The sequence below is a fragment of the Oligoflexus tunisiensis genome (assembly GCF_001748245.1).
Classification (GTDB): Bacteria; Bdellovibrionota_B; Oligoflexia; order Oligoflexales; family Oligoflexaceae; genus Oligoflexus; species Oligoflexus tunisiensis.
Genome location: NZ_BDFO01000001.1, coordinates 3,783,057 through 3,805,593 on the forward strand (window position 1 = coordinate 3,783,057; position 22,537 = coordinate 3,805,593).

Below are 22,537 nucleotides of genomic sequence, written 5' to 3' on the forward strand. Positions count from 1 at the left end.
CAACCCATGTGGCGTCGCCTACTGCTATCCCTTCCGATCGGCTGGGCTCTCACAGGCTGTGATTTCAATGTCTACCAGTCGGTCGTCAAACCGGAAAATGACACCGCGCTTCTGGAAGAGGCGCGCATTAAAATGGACGAGCACGATTATACCGGGGCCATGAACAGCTTGGAAAAAGTCGAGCGTGATAGCAATGAGCTGCGGCTGTTGCGCAGCACGGCACGTCTCGGACAGTCCGGTCTGAGCATGTGGACCATCCTCACCGACATCGTCGATGGCGATAGCTTTGACAGGGGCAGTGGCAACGGGATTGATAATCTCTTCGATCAAATTTCGGGCGCCGTGGTCGGTGAAGGGGAAACCCGTGATCTGCGTCTGACAGCCTTGACGGAAAGCGTCAACGATCTTCTGGGCGCGCCCGATCGCAGCGCCAGCCGTGTGAAAAACCTTGCCTGCTTCCTGGCCGGAGTCATGGCGCTGCCGGCCGTCACCGATGCCACCACAGCCATTCAAGGCACGACGACCAGTCTGGCAAACCTGGCCGCGACAACGGATGTCACCAATCCCGCCGCGCAGTGTCCGGATCTTTCCGATCTGAACACGAGCCTGACCACCATCGCCACGGTGCAGACGCGGTTCAGTCTGATCCTGGAAGCCACCTCGGACTGCAAACTGATTGACGCCACCGGCACGGGCAATGAATTGAATGCCATCGAGGCCCAGCTCGCCAAATTCAATCAGAATGCGGATGCGGGCTGTTCCACCACACCCGCCTGCGGTTCCAGTGCGGCCTGTCAGGCCCTGGGGCTGCAATGCGTTTATGAGGCGTTAACAGATGACGCCACGGTCTCCACGGCCCAGGATGGATCGGTCACCAAATGCGAGCTCGTTCAAAACTGTTTGACTCCTGACACCTGCTTCTAACCACGCTGGCTGAGGAACGTTTGCATGATCCAAAAACCTTGTCTCATTATCGCGGAAGACAGCCGCACCATAAGGGATCAACTGCTCTTCTTTCTCAAACTCCCCGAACTGGACGTGCTCCCGGCTGAGGATGGGATCGAGGCCCTGGCGCTGTTTGATGCGAACAAGGATCGGGTTCGCATCATCCTCACCGATATTCACATGCCGAAGCTCGAAGGGCTGGAACTGGCACGCATTCTGCGCGAAGACCGCAGTTTCACCGGCCCGATCATCGTTCTGACCCAGCAGGGGGATAACGCGATGATCCGCAAGGCCCGGGAGCTGGGTGTGAATGGCTGGCTGATCAAGCCCTTCAAGGGCGAAGAGCTGCTGCAGATTATCAAGCGGATTCTTTCGGAAGAGAAGCAAAAAAAGAAAGAGGTCAGCTAAAAATAGAAGACGCCCGCTTTTCAGCGAGCGCCTTTGATTCGTTTGCCTTCAGGTCGGGTCTTCTTCTCTAATCTTAGTGGGTCACCTTAAAGAGACTGACATCCACCTTGGAGTGCATCGGCAGATCCGGGAAGATCAGCTGATTGTCCGTGATGCTGTAGTCCTTGGTCTCGACGCCGTTCACAGCCACTTTCCAGCTGTACTGCGACAGATCCATGTCCAGCGAACCCAGATCAAAGATATGGTTATGCGCAGCGGCATAAGAGAAGTCGATCAGAATGCCTTCGTTCGCCTGGAACTTACAGCTCTTCAAATCCACTTCCGAACCATTGACCGTAAACAGGGCAGGCGCACAGGCGCCAGATTTCTCACCTTTGACGACGATGCTATCCTCCAGAACCGCACGCCCAAGATCCACCTTCAGGGCATCGCTGCCAGCTGCCGGATAAACCACCAGGATCTCACGCAGAGCCCGGTAATCACGCGATTGAAACACAACCTGATCGTTCTCGATGCGGACCGGGATCGCGCGCGTGGTTTTCGCATCATAGACACGAACCTCATTGCGGACGTCCGTGGCAGCATAGATGGGATAACTCAGTTTGGGAGTCAGAGTCTGATCAAAGCTGATGCTCACCGCTGCGGAGTCCGCAGGCGCTTTGGTCATGCGAACCAGACCAGTGCTGGAGCTGTAGGAAAAGCCTGTGGTGGCCTTTCCATCGACAGACACGCGCACGCTCGAAGGATTGGCATTGTTACCGATTTGGAAGTCGGATTTCAGCTCGCCTTCCTTGCGGTAAACAGCCTTGATCTCATAAACCATGGGCGCATCATTGAAGCGAATGCTGCGGGCCCCGGCATCATACGTAAAGGCCGAAGTGGGGGCTCCATCCAGATAGACCTGAAGAGTCGAGCCATCGACCTGGTTGGCCAGGAAGAACTCGTTTTTCGGTGGTTCGTTGGTGAACTCATACTCGACGCGGATGCTGGAACCTTCGGCAGGAGCCGACGTGAATTCCAGAACGTTGCCGGTCAAGCGGTAGCCTGACTTTTGCAGCTGATTGTTCACATAAACCTTCAACGAGCTGGCATAAGGCTCATACTGCAGAGCGAATTGGGTTTTCAGGATCACGCTGAGGTCATAGGAAATGGCCTGCAGGGTGTTCGAGTAATCCGATTCGCAGATCGAACCCCAGCTCCCGCCCGTGCGGAAGATGGCATCCGCATAAATCGAGGCTTTGTGGAACGCTGTATTACAGGCGCTTTGGGTCACCGTGGGGTGCCACACGAGGCCGTAAGTCCGGGCGTTGACGCCGACCTTACGAATGCTGTTCATGTAGTTGACCAGGTAATCAGCCCTGGCCCAGGGAACATTGCCGCAATCCTGACCGGCGGAGCAGTTGTCCTCGTCACTGACGATCAGAACAGCAACGGTGGAGTTGGTGCGCAGCCAGGAACCGTTCTGGTTGCACTCGCCTTTCAGACCATTGACGGCCTGCAGGATACCGCGTTCGTTACCGCTGCCCTGAATACCGGCATTCACAGCATTGGCAAACAGTTGCTCGGCATTCCGATCCCCTTTGCGAATCAGACCACGCAGACAACCGGCGTTCGGGTCGGTTGTGACCACACCAATTTTCCAATCCGCGTCCTTCACATAGGAAAGCAGCGGCATAAGCTTGGTACTGAGGTTGCTCTGCTCCTCTTTCATGGAACCCGAGGTATCGATCACCACGAGAACATCCAGAAGGCCGGAGGCGCTTGCGGATTGCGCAAACGATTCGGTTTTGAATTCCTGCTCCGAGCCCTGGCGGAAGGCTTCGGTCACGACGGGGCGGTTCACCTGATTAAAATCCAGGCGGGTCGCCACGACGTTGTTTTCCATTTGAAAGCGTTGCCGGATCTGGCCGTTGGTGACGTCCAAAGCAAGGCTCCCAGGGGCCACGGTGGTGGCCTGGAAGCTCCAGCTGGCGGCTGCCACAGCGGGCAAGCCAGGGCCTTCCTCACCGCGATCCGCCGCGGTATGGTCATCCCCTTGATTGAGATCACTGTTGTATTCCGCCGTGGCATCCCCAGAGTAGTAAACCCTGCTCAGAGGATTCATTTCCTCGTTGAATGCCGGGGGCGGACTACCACAAGCTGCTTGAAGCAATAACAAAAGTGGCCCAGATATCTGGGCCCGCACCACTAACGGGCTGAATTTACTCATGGACTCCTCCTCTATATGCGGTCCTCGACCGTCCTTGTAACCAACCGCTTCGGAAAGTTTCTGCTCCCTGCAGCCAAACATACAAAACGGTAAGCGATCCTTGTGAGTTAGACAAAACGTATAAGCCATGGCTTTTACAAGGAAAGAGAGGGGTGATTTAATTCTGGACCAGGCGTATGCGGAGGCGAATTTTCGTGACCTTGACGAACGAATTCCGGGCGAACCTGAACGTCACGTCAGGATTTCGGAATTCAGTTCGTTGAAATAATTGGAGAAATATGAAGGCGGGACGATGGCGGAATTATCCCCAAAACGGCTTGAGGGGATCTTACCGGGAAGTCATTTTTCTTTTGTTCTGCACTTCCATCTGCACAAGATTGGATAAAAAGCCAACCGCACGTTCATTGAAGCTGTGCCACGGGATGATGAAATCGGCCTGGCTCCGGGACGGTTCGATATGCTTCTGATACATGGCCTTCACCGAGCCGAGATACTGACCCGCGCAGTTATCAAAACTGCGGCCACGTTCCGCGATATCACGACCGATGCGGCGAACCACGCGCACATCGTCCTCCACATCCAGAAAGATTTTCAGATCAAAGAGCTTGAGCAGTTCCGGATAACAAAGGGAGAAGATGCCATCGACGATGATGATGCTGCTGGGATCCAGGCGTTCCGTCTTGCTGAGACGGGAATGGCTCGCAAAGTCGTAACACGGGCGATCCACCGCAACACCGTTGCGCAAAAGGCTGATCTGTTCATGCAAAAGGTCGCGTTCGATCGCGTCGGGGTCATCGAAATTCTTGAGGGCGCGCTCCTCAAAGGGCAGATGCGAGAGATCGCTGTAATAGTGATCGATGCTGATGACCAGAGGGCGTTCCACTTCCAAACGATTCCACAGTTTACTGACAAAGGTTGTCTTGCCTGAACCAGAACCACCGGATACGGCGATCATAAACGGGGACGTCATCGGGGGAAGCTCCTCAAATTTTTTTGCGGTCGCGGCAATGTAAGGCAGTTTACCGGGAATGGCAACAGTTCTCCGGCCACCATGCCAAACAGTCAATGAATCTTTTGACTTATTGTGAGTTGACGGTCCCCTGCGTCTCTTTTAAGCTGGAATGCAAGGCTTAAAGGGAGTGGTGCATGAAGTTTATCGCGTTTTCTATCCTGATCGGCACATTCGGTTTGGTCGCCTGTAAAACCAGTAATTTCAAAGGTGGGGCCGCTGCGGTGGAAAATCCTCCGGAAGAGCCCCAAATCACCACCACCACCCCGACGGTGACAACCGGGACGGAGACTCCGAATATTCCTCCGGTGGACACGACCTCGGTCGATACCTCGACCACCGAGCTGCAGCTCAATCAGAGCTGTGAGAAGCCGGTGCAGCTTCTCAAGAGCCAGGTGAAATTGAATTTTCCAGAACGCAAGAAATGCCGGTTCAATGTGGAGCCGAACAAGGAACCAAGGGACGCTTTTCTGCAGGCCCACGAGGTCTCCACATCCAGCCTGAAGCTGCCGGAGGACAGTGAGATCTGCAGCATGACGCTGGAAGCCCCGGCCAATGCCAAAATCCAGTACGATGATTTTCTTATTTTAACGATCGATGACTTCGTTATCTTTTCCAGCAACAAGGACTTTGTGCCGAAGCTCGATCAGGTGAACGGACTTTATAAGTGGGACTTCCTGAAGGTCAGGGGAGAGCCCGTGGATTTCGATGCACTACCCTACTGCATCGGTGCCATGGATCGCTGCGCCTTCCCCAAGACGGATACCGTAGGACCCATCAGCTTCAAACTGAATTACAATGAAATCGTCGGGATCGCCAAGGCCATCAAGGGAAAGGCTGAAGTGCCCGTGGACCTGGTCGCGACGGGTGATAATGACGATAGTAATGAGAAAATGGACTGCTTTCATACGGCGCTTGAGATTACGGCGACGCTGAACTACATCAAAAAGCCGAAATGAAGCAGGGGGCGACTTGAATCGCCCGTGCAGATGGGCCTTATCGCGTATGCAGGGGGGCGACCTGAGTCGCCAGATGCCGCGAGCCATGAACCCAAGGGGGCGACCTGAGTCGCCCTTCCCTACTTCTTCTTCAGCGCCGCAATCTTCCCAGCAATTTTTTCCGAATCGACCACCGGGTCCACATCCTTGTCTATCGACGCGATCTTAAGCTCCGGGCTGACGATAAACGTCCAGCGTTTGGACATCGCCATCATCGGCATCTTCGTGCCGTACTGTTCGATGACCTTGGCTTCAGGGTCAGCGAGCAGATCGAAATTCAGCTTCTGCCCCTTGTGAAAGCTGGCCTGCTTTTCCACAGTGTCGGCGCTGATGCCATAAACTTCCGCACCCTGCGCCCGAATCTTCTTGATGTTATCGCGAAAGGCACAGGCCTGCTTCGTGCAGCCCGGAGTGTCGGCCTTGGGGTAAAAGTAAAGTACCGTCCATTGTCCGGCGCGGGATTTTAAATCGAAGGCCTTGCCCTCATGATTCTTCAATTCGAACAGCGGAGCCGGGTCATTGACCTTGAGTTCAGCCGCTTCCGCAGTGGCAAAGGACGCGATCAAAGCCAAACCAGCAAACCATCGTTTCATGGAACCTCCTTTATCAGGTCAGAGTATGTTTCCAAAAATCCCGCAGAGCCGCGGCAACAGGCTCGGGATCATCCAGATGCAGATGATGCCCTCCGGCCAGCGTTACCGCCTCGAAGTTCCGGATGGCCTGCTTGCGACGCCGCGTGAGGTCATTGTCCGGAATGATCGTCTGCGTGGCTTCAATATAAAGCGTGCGAGCCGTGATGTTGCCAAGATAAGCCAGCGCCTGGCCCTCGCTGAACTGATAACGACTCGGTAATTTCAAGCGCGGATCATGTTTCCACACCACACCCTGCCCGCGGGTTTCCACACCACGCTCGGCCAGGGTTTGAGCGCCTTCCAGGCTCAACGGTCCATTTTTCTGTCGGGCCCGTATGGCCTCCTCGCGATTCGCATAGAGCGCATTGCGCAGGCGACCCTGCTGCGACCAGCTTTCGATATACGACCGCATCTTGCGAGGCGCCTCCGCCTCCGAGGCCGTGAGCGGGCCGATGCCTTCGATCAGAATGAGTTGGGATACTCGTTCCGGAAAGACACCCGCATACAAACTCATGATCCCCGCCCCCATCGAGTGCCCCAGAAAAAAGTCCGGCACCCTATCCAGGGCTGCGATCAGTTCATGCAGCCACACGAGGTACTGATGAAAATCGTAGGACACCCCTTCGGGCAGCGTGCTGGAATCCCCGTGCCCAGGGAGATCGAAGGCCATGATATTCACTTCAGGGAGAAGTTCGGCCAGAGGACGAAACGTGTAGCAGTTATCCAGCCAGCCATGCAGGGCCACGGCCCGCCGCGAGGCATAGGGATTGGACTGGAAACCCTGCATGACCAGCCGGGAGTGAGGCAATTGAATTTCAATCGGTACCATGTCAAGTCCTGAACAAAAGAGCCCGAAAGTAAGAACTGCCGCCCATTATGTCCGTATCTCCGGAAACCTGCATTGAATTTTTTTCTGAAATCGGCAAGATGGGCTCGTTTGTCATTCCAAGGATGGAATGGGAGAACTCATGAAAAATTGGTATATGGACTGGGTGTTTGGCACCATATCCGGTGTTTCGATCGTCGCGGCCAAGGGTTTGCCGCAACAGCCGGAAGAAGCCGCCCTCTGGGTGGGCTATGCGGCTTTCTACGCTTATTGCTGCCGCTATCTGAACCCTGACCTGGATGTTCGGGGAAACCGCTGCGGGGCGCGAACCGCACCGCTCGGATTTTTGACTCACGGGCTGCGCCGCATGCGTCTCAGGCTGCTGCTGCGCCTCGTGAAACCCTTCCAATTTGTGCTCAACATCATGCACAACCTGATCTGGGCCCCCTTCGGCTATCTTTTTACCCATCGCGGCATTCTGCATTGGCCTTTGATCGGGACCTGGCTCAAGGCCTCCTGGCTGTTTCTGCTGGTGGCGCCCTGGCTCCATTATAAGGGCTACGACCTGTTGGAAACCTATCGCAGCGTGATCCTATCGCCCTGGTACATGATCTGGACCTTTGCCGATCTTTCGCACATCCTCAGCGATATCATGATTGCGAAGATCCTGAAGCGCAAAGCCTTCGTGCCACCCGCGACGATTGCGCCGCGCGGCTGGCTGATGAAGACCCTTGGCATCAAGTCCAGTCGCTGGTTTGCGATCTAGCGGATCATGTTCAGGACGTGCCAGCCAAAGAAAAGACCAGGGAGGATGGCAGCGTAGGTCAGTTCCAGCAGGAACATGGGAACGGAACGCTGCGTCTTGAAACTGCCCCAGACGATATTCCAAAGATTGATGAGGGCCACAGGTCCACAGACCATGGCCAGAACCAGCATCGCGATGGCGGCATAAGCAGGCTTTCCTGTCTGTCCACTGGGTGTGCGGGCCCATAACCAGGCGCCGACGGCTGCGGCATACAGAATGGTCGCGCGGGTGACGGATGGTCCATGGATTTTCGCCAAGTTGTGTCCCTTCCCGATTTAAGAGGCCCTTTGGGCCTTTTCCTGTGATAACGGCAATTCCACCACAAAACAGGTATGGGGTTTCTGCTTGTCCAGATAAAGCCGACCCCCATGCTGCTCGATAATCCCAAGGCTCAGGCTTAAACCCAGCCCCGTTCCCTTGCCCACTTCCTTGGTGGTGTAAAAGGGTTCAAACATTTTCGCGGCCACGGCGTCGGGTATGCCTGCACCGCAGTCGATCACTTCAATCTGCACCTGATCGACCACAACCCGACCGGTCACGCGGATCCAGGGATCGCTGTGCTCCTGGTCCATGATCGCATCAATGGCATTATTGATGATATTAATCAAAACCTGCGCAATCTGCGACTGCTGACATGCAACGGGCGGGACATCGTGCAAGGCATCGAGTTCCACTTCGAAGTGAATGCCGTGATTTTCCGCAAGAGGCTGCGTGATGGAAACAACCTGAGCGATCAACTGGGACAGACTGATCAATTCAAAAAATTCCTGATCGCCACGGCGTGAGAACATCAGGAGACTCGACACGATCCGGGCGATGCGGTTGGTGTTCCGGTCGATCACCAGCGAGGCCCGATGCAAAACCTCGCGATCCATGACGCCCTGTCCGAGCTGATCGACCAGAATATCATTGTAGCCTTTGATGATGTGCAGGGGATTGTTAATTTCATGCGCCACGCCTCCGGCCATTTCCCCGAGCATGGCCAGCTTCACCACATTGCTGGCAATGGCCCGCTGATCCCGGACTTCCTGATCCTTGCGGTAAAACTGCTGTTGCATGGCCGCATTGAATTGATGCAAACGCTGGGACAGGGTATTGACGGTGTCCACCATGGAATCGAGTTCATCCGGACGCCGCGGCGGATGACGCTTCAACGTCAGGGGTTCTCCCGCTTCCTTGGCTTGAAAGTCATAGAGGGCAAGGAAGTCCACAATGCGCTTGAGATGCTGCGTGACCAGCACGCGGAAAATCTCGATCATGATCAGGGACACGATCAGGGTCTTCAAACCCTGGGTCAGAAAGAAATAAATCGCCTTATTCGACAGACGTACAAACATATTGCGCTGGGAGGCTTCCACGGACACGCTCCCGATCATCTGCTGGGGCATCCTGGGGTTCATCAGGGGATAGACCTTCGCGGTGCGCTTGTCCTCGAAAAAACGCTCCAGCCCGATGTAACTGACCACCGCGCTCTTATCCACATCGCCCTTGGCCTCGGCATAGACCTTGCCGTCCTCATCGATGACCACAACCTTTGTGATATCGCGAATGCCGGTAATGCCTCGGATCTGGGTCATGACCCCGGGATGGTTGAAGTCATAAAGCGACTCCGCGATGTTGTCGACACTGCTGTGACCGAGGCTTTCAAAGGTGGACTCGAGGCTGTTCATTTCCTCGCGATAGTCCATATAAAAGGAAATCGCGGTAAAGACAGTCGTGAGGACTGAGCTCGCCAACAAAATGGTGATAACGAGCCGCCTTTGCAGCGAACGACTGTATTTCCGCTTTTCTGCCATCACTTCGCCATAAAGAGTTTCTTCATCACCTCAAGGCTCCAGACCCGGAAACGATCAACGTACGAATACGCCGCCGGAATCACAATCAAAGTCAGGAGTGTCGACGAAATCAGACCGCCGATGATCGCCACCCCCATGCTGGTGCGCTGCGCCGAGGCCTCGTTCAAACCGATCGCGATCGGCAGCATGCCGGCGATCAGCGCGAACGTTGTCATCAGAATCGGCCGCAAGCGGGTTTTGCCGGCCAGGATCATGGCCTCATTGCGGCTCATGCCTTCCTGCACCTTGTGGTTGGCAAAGTCCACCAGCAGAATCGAGTTTTTAATCGCCACCCCAAGGAGCAGGATGCAACCGATCATCGAGAAGAGATCGAGCGACTTGCTGCAAACGTAAAGCCCGGCCACCGCACCGCAGATCGCCAACGGCAGAACGAGCATGATCGTAAACGGTGTGACGAAGGATTCGTAAAGACTCGCAAGAACCAGGTAAATGAAGAGCACGCCGAGCGACATCGCCACGATCATGTTTTCCTTCATCTCCTGATAGCTTTCCCCCTGGCCGACGAACTTGAAGCCGATATGGGATGGAATTTTCATCTCTTCCTGCAGAATGCGCGCCGTTTCTTTCATGGCCGCATCAAGACCGGCGCCGGACGGGTTGATGTCCGCGTTCAATTGAATGTAGCGCATCCGGTTGCGGCGGTTGATGGTCGAGGGACCTTCCGCCTCTTCATAGCGGGCGAAATCACTCAGGCGGACGTTGGAGAAGTTCATGTTGGGCACGAAGATCCTGGACCACTCCTCCTTCAGATTCCGCTGGTCCTCGCGCATGCGCAGGCGGATATCATACTCCTCACCATCCACCCGGAACACGGCCGGTGTCACGCCTTCGATCTGACCCCGCAGCTCGGCTCCGACGCTGTTGACCAGCACCCCGAGACGTTCCGCACGTTTTTGATCGATATGCACCTGAACCTCAGGCTTGCCGGGGCGATAGTTGATGTCCACATCCTGAAGGGCCGGATGATCCTTGATGCGTCTGAAGAGTTCCTGCGCGATGCCTTCGATCTCTTCAAGGTTGGCGCCTTCAATGTTGACGTTAAAGGGACGCATGCCGGCCGCGATCAGGTCGATATCCTTGACGATCGGGTTGGCGCTTTTATACTTTTGCAAGGTTCGTCTTAATTCATCCTTGAATTCGGATGTATTGATGTTGCGCTCCTTACGCGGCACCAGCTCCACATAATATTCGGCGAAGTTGCTCTTGCTGTTCTTGCCGACGGTCATAGCCGTCCGGCGGACTTCGGAGTAATTGCGCACGGTGCCTTCAACCTCCAGAGCCAGCTTGGACATTTCATCCAGACTGGTGCCGGGGGGCGTGTCGAGCGTGATCAAAAACTCGCCAAAATCCTGGGGCGTGAGGAACGTTTTCGAGATATACGGGAAGAGGCTCATGCAGCCCAGAAACACGGCGACCGCCAGGGCGATAAACAGCCAGGGCAGCCGGATCACCTGTTTCAAAAGGCCTTCATAGAGGTGCTCCAGCCAATCCTGGAAGCGTCCGAAGGCGCGCAGAAGAACGCCCGTGGTATAGTAGGCGAGTCCTTTCTTGACCGCTCCATGCGAGGAGCCCGCAAGATACGCGGACAGCATGGGGGCAATGGTCAAAGCATCGAAGAGACTGATCGCCATGGCAAAGCAGATGGTCAGACCGAATTCCTTCAGGAACTGACCGACGATCCCTTGCAGGAAGGCGATCGGACCGAACACGGCGATGACCGCCAGGGTTGTGGCGATGACGGCCAGGGTTACTTCCGAGGTGCCTTTGATGGCCGCTTCAATTGGTGAAGCCCCGAGTTCGATGTGCCGGAAGATGTTTTCGCGCACCACAATCGCATCATCGACCAGAAGTCCCACAGAGAGACTCAAGGCCAGAAGAGTCATGATGTTGATGGTAAAGCCAAAGATCGCCATCAGGATGAAGGCACCGAGCAGCGAGTTCGGCAGCGCCAGGCCGGTAATGATGGTGGAACGGCCATTGGCGAGGAAGAAGTACACCACGATAATGGTGAGGATGATACCGATAATGATGGATTCATAAACGTCGGCAATGTTGGCCCGGATCAGCTTGCTGCCGTCGCGCACGAGTTCAACCTGGGGCGCGCCCGGCTGAGTCTTCAAGGTGACCGCGAGTTTTTCCATCTTCCTGATCACGTTGTCCACCACGTCCACGGTGTTGGATCCGGACTGGCGATAGACATTCAGGAATATGGCCTGCTTGCCATTGAAAAAGGTGCGGGTGGTTTCATCCTTCATGTTGTCGGTGACCTGGGCCACATCGCGGACCTGAACCGGAACCTCGTTGCCGAGGAAGTTGACCACCGTCTTGCCGATTTCATCCAGCGAGCGATATTCCCCAAGGGTGCGATAAACGATTTCCTTGCCACCCTCGATGACCTTGCCGGCAGGGATATTGAGGCCGGAGGCGCCCAGTCTTTGGGCCACCAAATTCACCGACAGTTCGCGCGCCTTCATTTTCTGACGGTCGAGCAGAACGTGGATTTCGCGCTTGCGTCCGCCCAGAACCTCGACGAGGCCTACATGTTGAATCTGTTCGAACATCGGGCGAATCACGCGATCGGCCAGATCAAAGAGCTGGGTTTCCGGCATATCGGCCTGAACTGCGATAATGGCCACCGGCTGCTCGGAAGGGTCGATCCTGCGGAGAAGCGGTTCCTCCACCCCATCGGGCAGGTTGCGCCTCACCAGCGCGATCTTATCCTTGACCTGCTGCTCGGCGAACTTTACATCGGTTTCGAGGGTGAATTCCGCGGAAACCACACTCAAGCCTTCCTGGTTCACGGAACCCACGCTCTTGAGTCCAGGAATGGTGGCGATCTGCTCTTCGATGATCTTGGAGACCTGCGTTTCAATTTCCTTGGGACCTGCTCCCGGGTAGATCGTCCACACCGAAATAAAGGGAAAGGTGACGTTCGGGAAGAGATCCACACCGAGCTTCATAAAGGACATGGCCCCGGATGCCAGCATCGCGATCACGATACATGTGATGAAAACCGGGCGCTTGATGGATAAGCTGGCGAGATTCATGTGGCATCTCCGAAGGACTTGAGTTTGGCGATGATACCCAGGATATCCGCTTTCGCCTTGATCGCACCCAGCTGCGCGCTGGCATAATCCTGTTCAAAGAGCAGAATTTGATACGTCGTGGTACGACCGCGTTCGAGTCGATTCCTTTCATAATCAAGCTTCTGCTTCTGCGCGCTTTCGATTTCATTGGCCAGGTGCAGGCGGATTTTTGCGTCACTCAGCTGGCGCATCAGGTCCTCCCATTCCTGGCGGGCATTGAATTCCATCTGCTCACGTTCCTGCCGCGCGGCTTCACTGGCCTTGACGAGGCCCGTGCGTTCCCGATTGATCAGATCCCGATCCAGCGGCGTGGAAAACTTCAGGCCGATCACCATGGTCGGCTTATCCGACTTGAAGGCATCCGACGCAGCGCCACTGAGCGAGTCATCGCGCGAGTTCGCGGCGTAACTGCCAAAGATGGAGACATCCGGTTTGAATTTTTCGCGCCACTGCTGAACCTCGGATTCCGCGGCTTTTTCCAGGGAGCGGGCCACCTCCACATCAAGACGCTTGATGGAACCGGCCGCCATGGTCATATCACTCAGCATGCGCGAGCTGATCGGCATGATATCCACTTCGAGGCGGTCCCCCTGCACCGAACGCAGGGAGTTGAATGTTCTTTGCAGGGATATACGATCCCGCTTGCTGAGCTCCAATTCAAAGCGTCGCGCCTTGAGACCCGCTTCCGCCTGCAGAAGATCCGCGCGATCGGCGAGTGACAGATTCACGCGCTTTTTGACCCAATCCCGAATCTTTTGAAAGCGCACCAGGGCGCCTTCCTGAGTGCGGACCGCATCGGTGGCCAGGGCCAGCTGCCAGTAAATGAATTCCGCCTGAGCGAGCAGAGCCTTGATCTTATACTGCTCACCCTGCCGCTGCGCCGAGAGCTTGGCCTGCGTGGCCTCACGGTTGAGATCATACTCACGGCCCATCCAGTTCTTCCAGAGCGGCTGCACAAGGTCGAGCTGGGTCCGGCCTTCAGACCAGCGTTTGGTGCTGTCGTCATTCAAGGCCACCAAAGGGTTGATTACACCGGGTGCCAGGAGCGAGGGAAAATCATCGCGTTCAATATCGATTTTGTTCAGGTTGTAGCTGAGCTGGGATTGAAGCCCAAAGCTCCAGATTTTCTGGACGCCGAGGCTATAGGTCGTGGCTTCCATCTTGTCGCCGGAGAGTATGTTGCTGGGTGGCTTCTCATCCACCGAATGAGCCACCTGGCCGAAGACCTGGGGCGTGGTGATGAGATCGCTGGAATATTCCCGCTGTTTGGTGGCTTCGATCGTGGCGTGCGCACTTCGCAGCGATTGATTGCTGGTTCGCACCTGAGTCAGATACTCTTCAAGGGTAAGGGTTCGTGCCTCAGTCACACCCCAACAGCATAAGAAGAGAGGCAGGGCTGCCAACTGCACCCAATGGACCCTATGCTTTTTCACAAACTCGCGCATCGAAGCCTCCACAAGACTTGCCACTACAGATTTTTAGCTAGCACTTCTGACCCAGAATAAACGGGTCCGGGTCTGAAGTCGACTGTCCATGGCAATTCTCCCGCTAACTTAACGGATGGATGGTGGGGGACTTGAGGCAAGATACGTAGACAACCGGGCGGCTGCATATTTGTTGTGCAAAGAACGGGCAGGTCAGCAGCTTGGTGTTTTGACAAGGCCGGAAAGCTATGAGAACATGCGGGCCATGTTAAAGACCCAGCTTCAGGAGGCGCATTTTGGATCATAAGCCAGGATTTCTTAAACTTGTGGCGGACGCGCAAAAGGAAGTGAAGGAAATCAGTCGCGAGGAAGTGGCCCGCCGTCTGAAGCCGGAAAAGGATTTCGTGCTCGTGGATGTGCGTGAAGAGACGGAATGGGAGGCCGGACACCTGCCGTTCGCCGTGCATCTTTCCAAGGGCCTGATTGAGCGGGACATTGAAACGAAAATTCCCAATCCCTCAACGCCGCTCATACTCTACTGCGGCGGTGGCTATCGCTCGATACTGGCTGCACAGAGCATCCAGAAGATGGGCTACACCAATGTGCTCTCCATGACCGGCGGTTTCCGCGGCTGGATCGAGAACAATCTGCCGGTCGTTGCCAGCGGCGTTCTTTGAAGTCAACCTCCATGCAGTCATTCTTACCAAATTGTTCCAGTGCGACCTCCTCTTGGCCCGGGAATTGCTTTTCATAAGAAAGGAGCTGCGACCATCCCGGACGTTTGGAGAAAAGAGGTAGGTTATGAGTACTGCGATTTGGAATCCACGCCGTAAACCGATCGTTGTCGGTATTTCCCTGGATAATTCGGATGAATACCTGATTCAAAGCGCAGCGGCCCTGGCCCGAAGGCTGGAGAGCCCGCTGGAGCTCGTGCACGCCACGCAGCCGATTTTTAATTACATGGGCGCCGGCGACGTTGTCGTGAATCCCTACTATGGCTATGACCGTGTGATCAACGACATGGAGGATGACGAGGCGCGCAAGACTCTGGAAGGAATGCGCCAGCGTCTGCCGCCGGATCTTCGCCTCGGTCTTCACGTGCTGCGCGATTATACCTCGGAAGCTCTCACCACCATCGCCACCGAGGTTCATGCCGGGCTGGTGATGACCGGGCTCAGCAAGCGGGCCGGCAATAATATTCTGGAAGGCACGTCGACCGCGTTCTCGCTCGCCGCGCACGCGGATGTTCCGGTCCTGATCGTGCCACTCGATGCCACGATCAACTTTGCGGAATCCCCGCGCATGCTGGTGGCCGATAACCTGGATGTGGAAGGACGTCTGGCTCTGGAAGCTGCGATTCAGATGGCGGTCGAGCTGAACTGCGCTGAGATCTGCCACGTGCATGTGCATAAGCTCAGCAGCACGGAAGTGCAGCATATGGTGGACAAGGTCCGTGAGGCGATGAACCTCGGCCGTATTCCGTTGAATCCCGAATTTTCAACGACGACCTATACCGAGGAACTGCGCCGCCGCATCGCTGAGGAGCTGCAAAGCCGTTTCCGTTCAATTCCCAAGGCCGAGGCCGTGGCGTCCCGATACCAGGCTCTGGTGAACTTTGGGAAACCGGTCGATGAACTGCACCGGACCACCCGCATTCATAAGCCACAGCTCCTCGTCTTTGGACGCCACCATCTGTTCCATCGTCAGCGCTTTTCGCTTGGCAAAATCCCATACGATGCGATGATGGAGGAAGGAGTCGCCACCATGATTGTACCGGATACAGTCCCAGGCGAGCGATCATCCAACGTTTCGAGCTGAAGTGGGAAGAGTAGAGGGGGAACTCATGATACGTGCCGTTACAGCCAGTCTCTCGATTACCTGGTCTCTGACCGTCCGGGCTGCCGAGCCGTTGCAGATTCCACCCGCGGAAGAGGTGGATGAAAACCGAACGGCTTTTGCTGTGGAGCAGCAGGTCCGTGAAAGCCCGATCCGCTTCGATCGGGATTGCCCTCCGCCGGAGACGGTGGACGTGTTTCAACGTTCAACCTGGAATTCGGTTGAGTTCGGCGTAAGCTTTCCTTTGGGAGATGCGCTGGGGGAAACGAGGCTCTATACCCGCTATAACTGTCCGGCCCCTTCGGTCAAATCCAGCCGGTGATCACAAGCGAAGAGAGAAAAACCAAGGGCTTTGTGTCAAGACACAAAGCCCGGTTTTTGCGGATCAGCTGCAGGTCCAGCTCATGCCGCGCAATTTCTCGACGAAATTGCTGTAGTTCTGCTGACACTTGTCAAACTCGTGGTTGTATTCCCAGAGTTTGTCTTCAATGCCTGGCTTTTCGGTCTCTTTGTAATAGAGAACCTGGCATTTCTGCTGACTCATATCCATCTTCACACGACGGGTATTGCCCGACAGTGTGCAGACGGCCTCCGAGCCACTCGCGGTGTCGGTCGCGGCAGGAGCTTCAGCAGGATCTGGGGCAGCTGTCTGCGTCTCGACAGTGGCCGAAGCCGTTGTCGTGGTTGCAGGCATATCAGCCCCGATCGCCACGGTGGCGACCAGAAGTTGAGAACCTAAAAACAAACTTAATTTCATGGATTTTCCTCCACAGTTGAACAGACAAAAATCCATTCGGCGGCCCACGCGCAAACATTCAAGGTTATTTTGCGCCGTGGGCTTCTTGTGGAGTTCGCCTGTTATCCCAGGCGTTTGGCAATCTTTCCGGGGGGAAGGATTCGGCTTTTTTTAAAGGGTAAAACCACTCAAGCCAGATCAAAGAGCAGGAACGCGGTGTCATCCGCGGCCGCTTTCACCGGCAGGCCGGGCTCGCGCGCAATCGCCAGGCCATCACCAGCCGCTACCGTGCAATCCCTGGCTTCCAGAGTGCCGCTTATCATTTGCAGCCAGCCGTAGCGTTCCGCCTGCAGAGGCAGTTCCAGGGTCTCGCCCTTCTTCAGTTCGCCACGATAGATGCGAACGTTCTGATGAATATGAACCGGAGCCTCTTCCTTCAGCGGCGCCACCAGAAGGCGCAGCTTCTCGCCATCGACGGTCTGCACGGTGGCCTGTTCATAACCCGGTTCGATGCCGCGTTGCGCCGGTTCGATCCAGATCTGGAGCAGTTCCAATTCTTCCTGGTTCGAAGGATTGAATTCACTGTGTCGAACTCCCGTGCCGGCACTCATACGCTGGATTTCACCGGCCTTCACCAGTTCCTTGTTCCCCATGCTGTCCTGATGTTCAATCGTGCCGCGCAGGATCACGGTGATGATTTCCATATCGGCATGACTGTGCATCGGAAAACCCTGGCCCGGCGCGATGATATCCTGATTGATCACGCGCAGCTGACGGTACCCCATGAAACGGGGATCGAAGTAACCGGCGAAGGAAAAGCTATGCCAGCTCTTGAGCCAGCCGTGATCCGCAAATCCTCGTTCCGAACTTTTTCTTGGAAGCAGCATGTCTTTCATCCTCCTCAGATTCCACTCCTTATAGAACGGCATAACACGATCAAAATAAAGTATAAGGTTTAGCTCATCATGATCTAATTAATGGATCGTTTTTTCCCAGGGATTCCTGTCCGTTGCCCTGACCTGTTCTTGGAAAGTGGATTTTTGAGAACAGTTTCTCCTGGAGGCCACCCTTTCATGTTTTGCGGGTTCCCCGGTAGGGACATATTGAGTCCGTTATGGCCCGCAATCAACGACCCTAAGGAAAAGGAATCAACATGCAAGCCCAGCTGTTTGTTTCAGGCACATTACTCTTCTTCGCGTCTGTTTCCACCTCCTTTGCCGGCGCGCCGGTCAGCCCGGATCCCGCGACCCGCCCCCCGTTCAGCGTGTCAGAAGGTCGGGAGCAATGGATCCTCGAATTCAATGGGACGACAGCCCGTAAGATCTTTGAACATCTTCGTGATCCAGAAGTGAGACGATTCGATTCAGATTTTTTTGAGTTGAAAATTGGTTTCGGTGTGATCTGCGTCGCGGATAACGTCCAACAGAATCACATATGCTGGGAAAGGTTGAGCAAGGATGCCGAGGCATTTGGCAACTTTCCTTACTCGGATCAGCTGAAAAAAAGTTCCATGCTGAAGATCAACCTGAAAGGTCTATCTCTGGCTCAGGTCTATAACAGTATGTCCGAGGACGGGGACATGGACGAGGCCATGGATGGTTCCCTGCTCTATATCAAGCAACGCACAGGTCTGAGCTGCACACGCATTGACAGTCCTGACGGCACCTCCAGCTATATATGCAGCCAGTTCCTCTCGGCTAGTGGTTACCCCATAGGCGAAGGTTCCGATCCGATGATCGGCTCAGGAACCCATCCTGTGACAGTCGATGCAGAAGAAGGAGGTCTTTAATGAAAAGGTGGCTTCTCTTCAGTCTGCTGCTGGCAGGACCAGCGGCAGCTCAGGACTTCCGACCGGTCCTGATCAAACCCGTTGTGGATCTGAGACCCGTTCTGCAGGATATCCATATCCCGCGCATCAAAACGGTGAAGGTCCCCTACTCGGTCGTGATACATGCCATGAATCAACCCACGGCGGGCGTCGGTTCCTGCACTCTTGAATACAAAGGCATCGTCCTCGCAAATGACAAATTCAAGGGCAAGGACAAATATCAAATCCGCGGCACCTTCCTTTTGAATGACGGGGTGAAGGAAGTGCAGCTGCGCTGTCAGCTCGATGGTTATGAGCCCATGACGGAATCGGTCGCGCTAAAAGACAACAACCTGAATGTGGAAACCTGCTTTTGCACGCGCAAACTCTATCAGGATCCTGTCGTGGACCTGGAACAGGGCATCGCCCGCGTGCGCCTGCAGATTCCTCCCTTTCGTGAGAAAAAAATCTGGCTTGCCGGTCGTTCCTTTGTCCAGCTAACGTCCGATCATCCGGACGTCATCAGCAACAGCTGGACCGGTGAACCCCTGCAGCCGGAATTTCCGCAGACCAGTTTTTACTTTGCGCTGCCCCTGGACGCCCAGGTCACCGGCGTGACCGTCAAGCCAGGTCGTGTGGTCGGTGGACTCAGTCTACCGCTCATTCCCAAGGCCGAGGAAGGCACACCCCAGTTTCACGCTGCGATACCGCCTCGCTTTGATGAAAAAATCTATTATGGTGGTCACGGTGATGTCACGGTGGAAAGGGATGCCCGCCTGCAGATGATCACCACACGCGAGCAGAATATCGTGAAGGTATCCGCGCCGCTCGTGGATTTCTTCGCGAAGCAACCGGCGCTGCGTTACTATGAAGATCTCGAAATCATCGTTAACTTCAAAAGTGAATCGAGCTGTTTCCGACCACCCGTACGCGGTCGCGATGCCGTTGACCTGTATCACGCCCGTCAGCTCGTGGGTTTGAACCAGCTGATCCTGAATCCTGAGGATGTGCTAAGCGTTTGCCGTTACCGGAATGCAATGATGATGCGGGCTGTCACGGAGCCGGCTGGCCCGAATCTTGTGATCGTCGCGCCGGGTGACTTCAAGGAGGATGCGGAACGTCTGCGGGCCCATAAGGAAACGCTCGGCATACGCACCAGTGTTCTTTATTGGAATGGCGGCACCGCGGAGCAGCTGAAGGAAAAGTTGAATGATGCCGCTCAGGCCTTGCGTCCGAACTTCATGCAGTGGGTTCTTCTGCTCGGCGATGTCGATCGCATTCCCGCGTATTATGATACGGCCCTGGGCGATCCCAAACACGGAGACTATGCTCTGAGCGCGGGTGACGTATTCTACACGCAGTTCCCAGGGAACGCAGGAGCCTATACCCCTTCGCAGGATCCTAACTTTAGCATCGGTCGTATTCCTGCGAAAACTGTTGAGGAACTGCGCCGGGTGACCTCGCGCATCATCGCCTTTGAGAATCAGCCGCCCATGGTGGACCACTACTATCAAAGCCCAACGATCGCCGCGACGTTGCAGATGTCCAACTCGCAGGATACCGGCACCTTGAACAATTATGCAGAGTTCATGGAAAGCAACGTAGCCCAGCGCTATTTCCAGGCGGGATTCCGGCCCGAACGGATCTTCCGGACGGATACTGAGCAACCGCTGAAACCTGTAAACTGGTCGCCTTCCAAACCGATTGACTATGCTTCTCTGACCCGGGCGGAGCCTGCCGTTCCTTCCCTCCTCTTCCATATGGATGGTTCGCAGGATCTGATCGACGGCGCGGTGAAACGCGGTACGAATTTTCTGATCAACCGTGGCCATGCGAGTACCAGCAGCTGGGCCTGGCCGGGCTTCAGCTATGATCCCAAACGTTTTTCCCTTTTCCCGACGGACAAGCCGCCTGTGGTTTTCGCCATCTCCTGTCTGACCGGATTTTATGATAGCGAAACCATTCACAATGGGCACATCACAAGCGAGCGCAGCGAATTCAACAGCATCGATCCGAACGAGCGTTTCATGGCCGAGGACATGCTGCTCGACAGTCACGGGGCATTGGGTGTCGTGGCCTCCTCGCGGCAGAGCAAGTGGAGCTTCAACAATCGTTTAACCTCGGGCTTGGCCCGTTCCCTGATCGACCGTCAGGTCAATGGCCTGCCGCTGAGCCAGCATCTGGGTGACGTCCTGGTTGATGCCAAGGTCTTTGCCAAGAAAATCACGGGCGCGGTAGGCGAAAGCGCCTTTTTGGAAAATACCAATCGTCACCATCTGCTGGTCTACAACCTGTTCGGCGACCCTTCGATGGAACTGCGTCACAGCCTGCCGCTGCGCGTCCAGGGACAGCCCTCGCTCCAGTACAACGCGGACCAGAAAACGCTGCGGGTGCGCTTCAGGGTTGAGGCCCTCGCCTGTCCCGGCTGTGATCTTTCCCAGCAGAAGGAGCCGGGCATTGCCGTGCTGATGGATTCGAGCAATCGCGTCATCACCCGGGGTCTGGCCACGCCCATCGTCGGTGAAAACGGAGAAAATCGGGAGGTTGTTCTGCAGGCGGTCAGTTCCTATTACGGCAGTCTGCTTAAGCTCCATTTAAGCAACGCTGACCTGATTCCCTATCAATACGTGATCGACAATCGCATCCGCTAAGCGTTCTTCCCCATAGGATGCAAGGGTGGCCGGATCCTCCGGCTGCCCAAAAATTCCGCACAAAGTTTCCGAATGGACTTCCCCTTGGGGAGCCGTTCATACTATTGGCTGTCGCATCAATAAAGAGACAAGGCGGGCTTGGGCAGGCAACGCAGCTGACCGGACTACGCCACATCCTTGATGGATACGACAGCCAAAATCTTGCCAGGAGGGCTTTGATGAAATCCAAAGGGAAAGATGAGATTGTGCCGGAAGCTTTTCTCACGACCGATCCCAAATTGATTCTTAGAAAACCAAGACCATTCAGTGAACGCCACAGTACCATTCTTAAAATACTCGCGGGCGTTGCGGGCGGGATGCTGGCGCTGCTGGTCGCGGGTCAGTTGAAGAGGATTTTCTGAGGCGAGGCGGAGTCCGCCCGCAGGCGGACTCTCACGGGCAGGATTGCAACAATGCAACGAATTCTTTTGCCAAACACTCCCTTTTTTTCGAAGCGCCAATCCTGATTGGAATTTTAGCGTACGAATGGCGCATGCTTTGGCTGTCAAGGCCTTGATCGCTGACTTCGCAAATAACATGTTTATATCGTTCAACAAATAATGTTAGATAGGGTACAATTGAATTAAGTGACTGTCTTTCTTTAATTACGAGGAATGGTAAGCATGAAAGTTCGTCTCCTTGTCGCATCCTTTGTATCGCTTGGTCTGACCTGGTCTGCTGCGTCTTTTGCTGCCGCTTATAAGATCGATCCTGCTCAGAGTTCTGTAAAATGGGTTGGCACGAAACAGATTTTGGTAAAAGACAAACACAATGGGCTCGTCAAGATCAAGGACGGCACACTTGATCTGGACGGCAAACAGGAGAAGGGCCGCTTTGTCATTGATATGACAAGCATCGAAAATCTGGATTTGAATGATAAGCCCGACCTGAAGAAGAAGCTTGAAGGTCATCTGAAGTCGGATGACTTCTTTAGCGTTTCCAAGCATCCAGAAGCAACTCTCGTCCTTAAAACTCTGAAGCCCGATCCGAAGGACAAGCAACACTACGAAGCAACCGGTGACTTGACCATCAAAGGGATAACCAAACCAGTAACCTTACCAGCGAAGATTATTGAGAAAGATGGAAACGTCAAGGTGGAGAGTAAGTTCACAATCAACCGCATGGAATGGGACATCCGTTATAATTCGCCAGACACACTTGATCTTAAAAAGTTCGGCGACAAGGCAATCAAAAACCACGTGGAGTTTGATGTCATCCTGGTGGGCAAGAAAAAGTAAGTCTGCGCAGGATCTGACTCTGGGGGGCCATC

At 55.0% G+C, this 22,537-nt stretch carries 21 protein-coding genes; 10 read left to right on the plus strand and 11 right to left on the minus strand.

All coding sequences use genetic code 11. From position 1 onward, the window contains the following. Positions 1-6 precede the first annotated feature (6 nt). Positions 7-924, plus strand: coding sequence for an outer membrane protein assembly factor BamD (locus OLTU_RS15815; protein WP_141733735.1), 918 nt, complete (start codon positions 7-9; stop codon positions 922-924). Between the two features lie 24 nt (positions 925-948). Then, complete coding sequence (locus OLTU_RS15820; RefSeq protein ID WP_141733736.1) at positions 949-1,353, plus strand: response regulator; 405 nt, start codon at positions 949-951, stop codon at positions 1,351-1,353. A gap of 73 nt (positions 1,354-1,426) precedes the next feature. Here OLTU_RS15820 and OLTU_RS15825 read toward each other — a convergent pair whose 3' ends face one another. Beyond that, the gene (locus tag OLTU_RS15825) at positions 1,427-3,457 is read right to left on the minus strand and encodes a vWA domain-containing protein (protein WP_141733737.1); all 2,031 of its coding nucleotides are present in this window, start codon (positions 3,455-3,457) and stop codon (positions 1,427-1,429) included. 433 nt (positions 3,458-3,890) lie between these two features. After that, on the minus strand, positions 3,891-4,532 hold the full coding sequence (gene udk, locus OLTU_RS15830) for a uridine kinase (protein ID WP_141733738.1): 642 nt from the start codon (positions 4,530-4,532) through the stop codon (positions 3,891-3,893). A 176-nt stretch (positions 4,533-4,708) separates the two neighbouring features. On the opposite strand from udk, the gene OLTU_RS15835 reads away from it, so the two are divergent. Continuing rightward, complete coding sequence (locus tag OLTU_RS15835; protein WP_141733739.1) at positions 4,709-5,530, plus strand: hypothetical protein; 822 nt, start codon at positions 4,709-4,711, stop codon at positions 5,528-5,530. Between the two features lie 119 nt (positions 5,531-5,649). Here OLTU_RS15835 and OLTU_RS15840 read toward each other — a convergent pair whose 3' ends face one another. Together OLTU_RS15840 and OLTU_RS15845 are read right to left on the minus strand one after the other, a co-directional pair. Further along, a complete protein-coding gene (locus OLTU_RS15840) occupies positions 5,650-6,162 on the minus strand; it encodes a peroxiredoxin (RefSeq protein WP_141733740.1) in 513 nt (170 codons plus the stop codon). 13 nt (positions 6,163-6,175) lie between these two features. Next, positions 6,176-7,030 carry an alpha/beta fold hydrolase gene (locus OLTU_RS15845; RefSeq protein ID WP_141733741.1) on the minus strand — a complete coding sequence of 285 codons (855 nt, stop codon included), beginning with the start codon at positions 7,028-7,030 and terminating at the stop codon, positions 6,176-6,178. A 139-nt stretch (positions 7,031-7,169) separates the two neighbouring features. On the opposite strand from OLTU_RS15845, the gene OLTU_RS15850 reads away from it, so the two are divergent. Next, entirely contained in the window at positions 7,170-7,793 is a 624-nt protein-coding gene (locus OLTU_RS15850; RefSeq protein WP_141733742.1) for a hypothetical protein, read from the plus strand. On the opposite strand, the gene OLTU_RS15855 is transcribed toward OLTU_RS15850, so the two are convergent. Genes OLTU_RS15855 through OLTU_RS15870 form a run of 4 tightly spaced genes read right to left on the minus strand, consistent with a single transcriptional unit; the run spans position 7,790 to position 14,219 of the window. Continuing rightward, positions 7,790-8,089: a hypothetical protein gene (locus OLTU_RS15855; protein ID WP_141733743.1), complete on the minus strand. Its 300-nt coding sequence runs from the start codon at positions 8,087-8,089 to the stop codon at positions 7,790-7,792. The genes OLTU_RS15850 and OLTU_RS15855 overlap by 4 nt on opposite strands. A gap of 18 nt (positions 8,090-8,107) precedes the next feature. Next, entirely contained in the window at positions 8,108-9,628 is a 1,521-nt protein-coding gene (locus tag OLTU_RS15860; RefSeq protein WP_141733744.1) for a sensor histidine kinase, read from the minus strand. Beyond that, complete coding sequence (locus tag OLTU_RS15865) at positions 9,628-12,735, minus strand: efflux RND transporter permease subunit (protein ID WP_141733745.1); 3,108 nt, start codon at positions 12,733-12,735, stop codon at positions 9,628-9,630. Before OLTU_RS15865 ends, OLTU_RS15860 begins: the two co-directional genes overlap by 1 nt. Continuing rightward, the gene (locus OLTU_RS15870) at positions 12,732-14,219 is read right to left on the minus strand and encodes a TolC family protein (RefSeq protein ID WP_141733746.1); all 1,488 of its coding nucleotides are present in this window, start codon (positions 14,217-14,219) and stop codon (positions 12,732-12,734) included. Before OLTU_RS15870 ends, OLTU_RS15865 begins: the two co-directional genes overlap by 4 nt. 272 nt (positions 14,220-14,491) lie before the next feature. On the opposite strand from OLTU_RS15870, the gene OLTU_RS15875 reads away from it, so the two are divergent. The 3 genes from OLTU_RS15875 (at position 14,492) to OLTU_RS15885 (ending at position 16,356) form a co-directional block, all read left to right on the plus strand. Next, positions 14,492-14,875: a rhodanese-like domain-containing protein gene (locus OLTU_RS15875; RefSeq protein WP_439956694.1), complete on the plus strand. Its 384-nt coding sequence runs from the start codon at positions 14,492-14,494 to the stop codon at positions 14,873-14,875. A 124-nt stretch (positions 14,876-14,999) separates the two neighbouring features. Beyond that, entirely contained in the window at positions 15,000-16,016 is a 1,017-nt protein-coding gene (locus tag OLTU_RS15880; protein WP_141733748.1) for a universal stress protein, read from the plus strand. 25 nt (positions 16,017-16,041) lie between these two features. Further along, positions 16,042-16,356: a hypothetical protein gene (locus tag OLTU_RS15885; RefSeq protein WP_141733749.1), complete on the plus strand. Its 315-nt coding sequence runs from the start codon at positions 16,042-16,044 to the stop codon at positions 16,354-16,356. A 63-nt stretch (positions 16,357-16,419) separates the two neighbouring features. On the opposite strand, the gene OLTU_RS15890 is transcribed toward OLTU_RS15885, so the two are convergent. Both OLTU_RS15890 and OLTU_RS15895 read right to left on the minus strand, forming a co-directional pair. Next, on the minus strand, positions 16,420-16,791 hold the full coding sequence (locus tag OLTU_RS15890; protein WP_141733750.1) for a hypothetical protein: 372 nt from the start codon (positions 16,789-16,791) through the stop codon (positions 16,420-16,422). A gap of 167 nt (positions 16,792-16,958) precedes the next feature. Further along, positions 16,959-17,657, minus strand: coding sequence for a pirin family protein (locus OLTU_RS15895; RefSeq protein WP_141733751.1), 699 nt, complete (start codon positions 17,655-17,657; stop codon positions 16,959-16,961). Positions 17,658-17,923: 266 nt separating this feature from the next. Here OLTU_RS15895 and OLTU_RS15900 point away from each other — a divergent pair, with 266 nt between their 5' ends. Further along, on the plus strand, positions 17,924-18,559 hold the full coding sequence (locus OLTU_RS15900; RefSeq protein WP_141733752.1) for a hypothetical protein: 636 nt from the start codon (positions 17,924-17,926) through the stop codon (positions 18,557-18,559). Beyond that, the gene (locus OLTU_RS15905) at positions 18,559-21,228 is read left to right on the plus strand and encodes a C25 family cysteine peptidase (RefSeq protein ID WP_141733753.1); all 2,670 of its coding nucleotides are present in this window, start codon (positions 18,559-18,561) and stop codon (positions 21,226-21,228) included. Before OLTU_RS15900 ends, OLTU_RS15905 begins: the two co-directional genes overlap by 1 nt. A gap of 164 nt (positions 21,229-21,392) precedes the next feature. Here OLTU_RS15905 and OLTU_RS15910 read toward each other — a convergent pair whose 3' ends face one another. Beyond that, positions 21,393-21,806, minus strand: coding sequence for a hypothetical protein (locus OLTU_RS15910; RefSeq protein WP_141733754.1), 414 nt, complete (start codon positions 21,804-21,806; stop codon positions 21,393-21,395). Between the two features lie 84 nt (positions 21,807-21,890). Between OLTU_RS15910 and OLTU_RS15915 the strand changes: the two genes are divergently transcribed. Continuing rightward, positions 21,891-22,505, plus strand: a complete 615-nt coding sequence (locus OLTU_RS15915; RefSeq protein WP_176736665.1) for a YceI family protein — start codon at positions 21,891-21,893, stop codon at positions 22,503-22,505. Positions 22,506-22,537 lie beyond the last annotated feature (32 nt).

Bases quoted from the DNA above. Each gene is read 5' to 3' on its own strand.
- OLTU_RS15815 (WP_141733735.1), top strand. From the start codon at position 7: ATGTGGCGTCGCCTACTGCTATCCCTTCCGATCGGCTGGGCTCTCACA.
- OLTU_RS15820 (WP_141733736.1), top strand. From the start codon at position 949: ATGATCCAAAAACCTTGTCTCATTATCGCGGAAGACAGCCGCACCATA.
- OLTU_RS15825 (WP_141733737.1), bottom strand. From the start codon at position 3,457: ATGAATCCTCTGAGCAGGGTTTACTACTCTGGGGATGCCACGGCGGAA.
- udk (WP_141733738.1), bottom strand. From the start codon at position 4,532: ATGACGTCCCCGTTTATGATCGCCGTATCCGGTGGTTCTGGTTCAGGC.
- OLTU_RS15835 (WP_141733739.1), top strand. From the start codon at position 4,709: ATGAAGTTTATCGCGTTTTCTATCCTGATCGGCACATTCGGTTTGGTC.
- OLTU_RS15840 (WP_141733740.1), bottom strand. From the start codon at position 6,162: ATGAAACGATGGTTTGCTGGTTTGGCTTTGATCGCGTCCTTTGCCACT.
- OLTU_RS15845 (WP_141733741.1), bottom strand. From the start codon at position 7,030: ATGGTACCGATTGAAATTCAATTGCCTCACTCCCGGCTGGTCATGCAG.
- OLTU_RS15850 (WP_141733742.1), top strand. From the start codon at position 7,170: ATGAAAAATTGGTATATGGACTGGGTGTTTGGCACCATATCCGGTGTT.
- OLTU_RS15860 (WP_141733744.1), bottom strand. From the start codon at position 9,628: ATGGCAGAAAAGCGGAAATACAGTCGTTCGCTGCAAAGGCGGCTCGTT.
- OLTU_RS15865 (WP_141733745.1), bottom strand. From the start codon at position 12,735: ATGAATCTCGCCAGCTTATCCATCAAGCGCCCGGTTTTCATCACATGT.
- OLTU_RS15870 (WP_141733746.1), bottom strand. From the start codon at position 14,219: ATGCGCGAGTTTGTGAAAAAGCATAGGGTCCATTGGGTGCAGTTGGCA.
- OLTU_RS15880 (WP_141733748.1), top strand. From the start codon at position 15,000: ATGAGTACTGCGATTTGGAATCCACGCCGTAAACCGATCGTTGTCGGT.
- OLTU_RS15885 (WP_141733749.1), top strand. From the start codon at position 16,042: ATGATACGTGCCGTTACAGCCAGTCTCTCGATTACCTGGTCTCTGACC.
- OLTU_RS15890 (WP_141733750.1), bottom strand. From the start codon at position 16,791: ATGAAATTAAGTTTGTTTTTAGGTTCTCAACTTCTGGTCGCCACCGTG.
- OLTU_RS15895 (WP_141733751.1), bottom strand. From the start codon at position 17,657: ATGCTGCTTCCAAGAAAAAGTTCGGAACGAGGATTTGCGGATCACGGC.
- OLTU_RS15900 (WP_141733752.1), top strand. From the start codon at position 17,924: ATGCAAGCCCAGCTGTTTGTTTCAGGCACATTACTCTTCTTCGCGTCT.
- OLTU_RS15905 (WP_141733753.1), top strand. From the start codon at position 18,559: ATGAAAAGGTGGCTTCTCTTCAGTCTGCTGCTGGCAGGACCAGCGGCA.
- OLTU_RS15910 (WP_141733754.1), bottom strand. From the start codon at position 21,806: ATGTTATTTGCGAAGTCAGCGATCAAGGCCTTGACAGCCAAAGCATGC.
- OLTU_RS15915 (WP_176736665.1), top strand. From the start codon at position 21,891: ATGAAAGTTCGTCTCCTTGTCGCATCCTTTGTATCGCTTGGTCTGACC.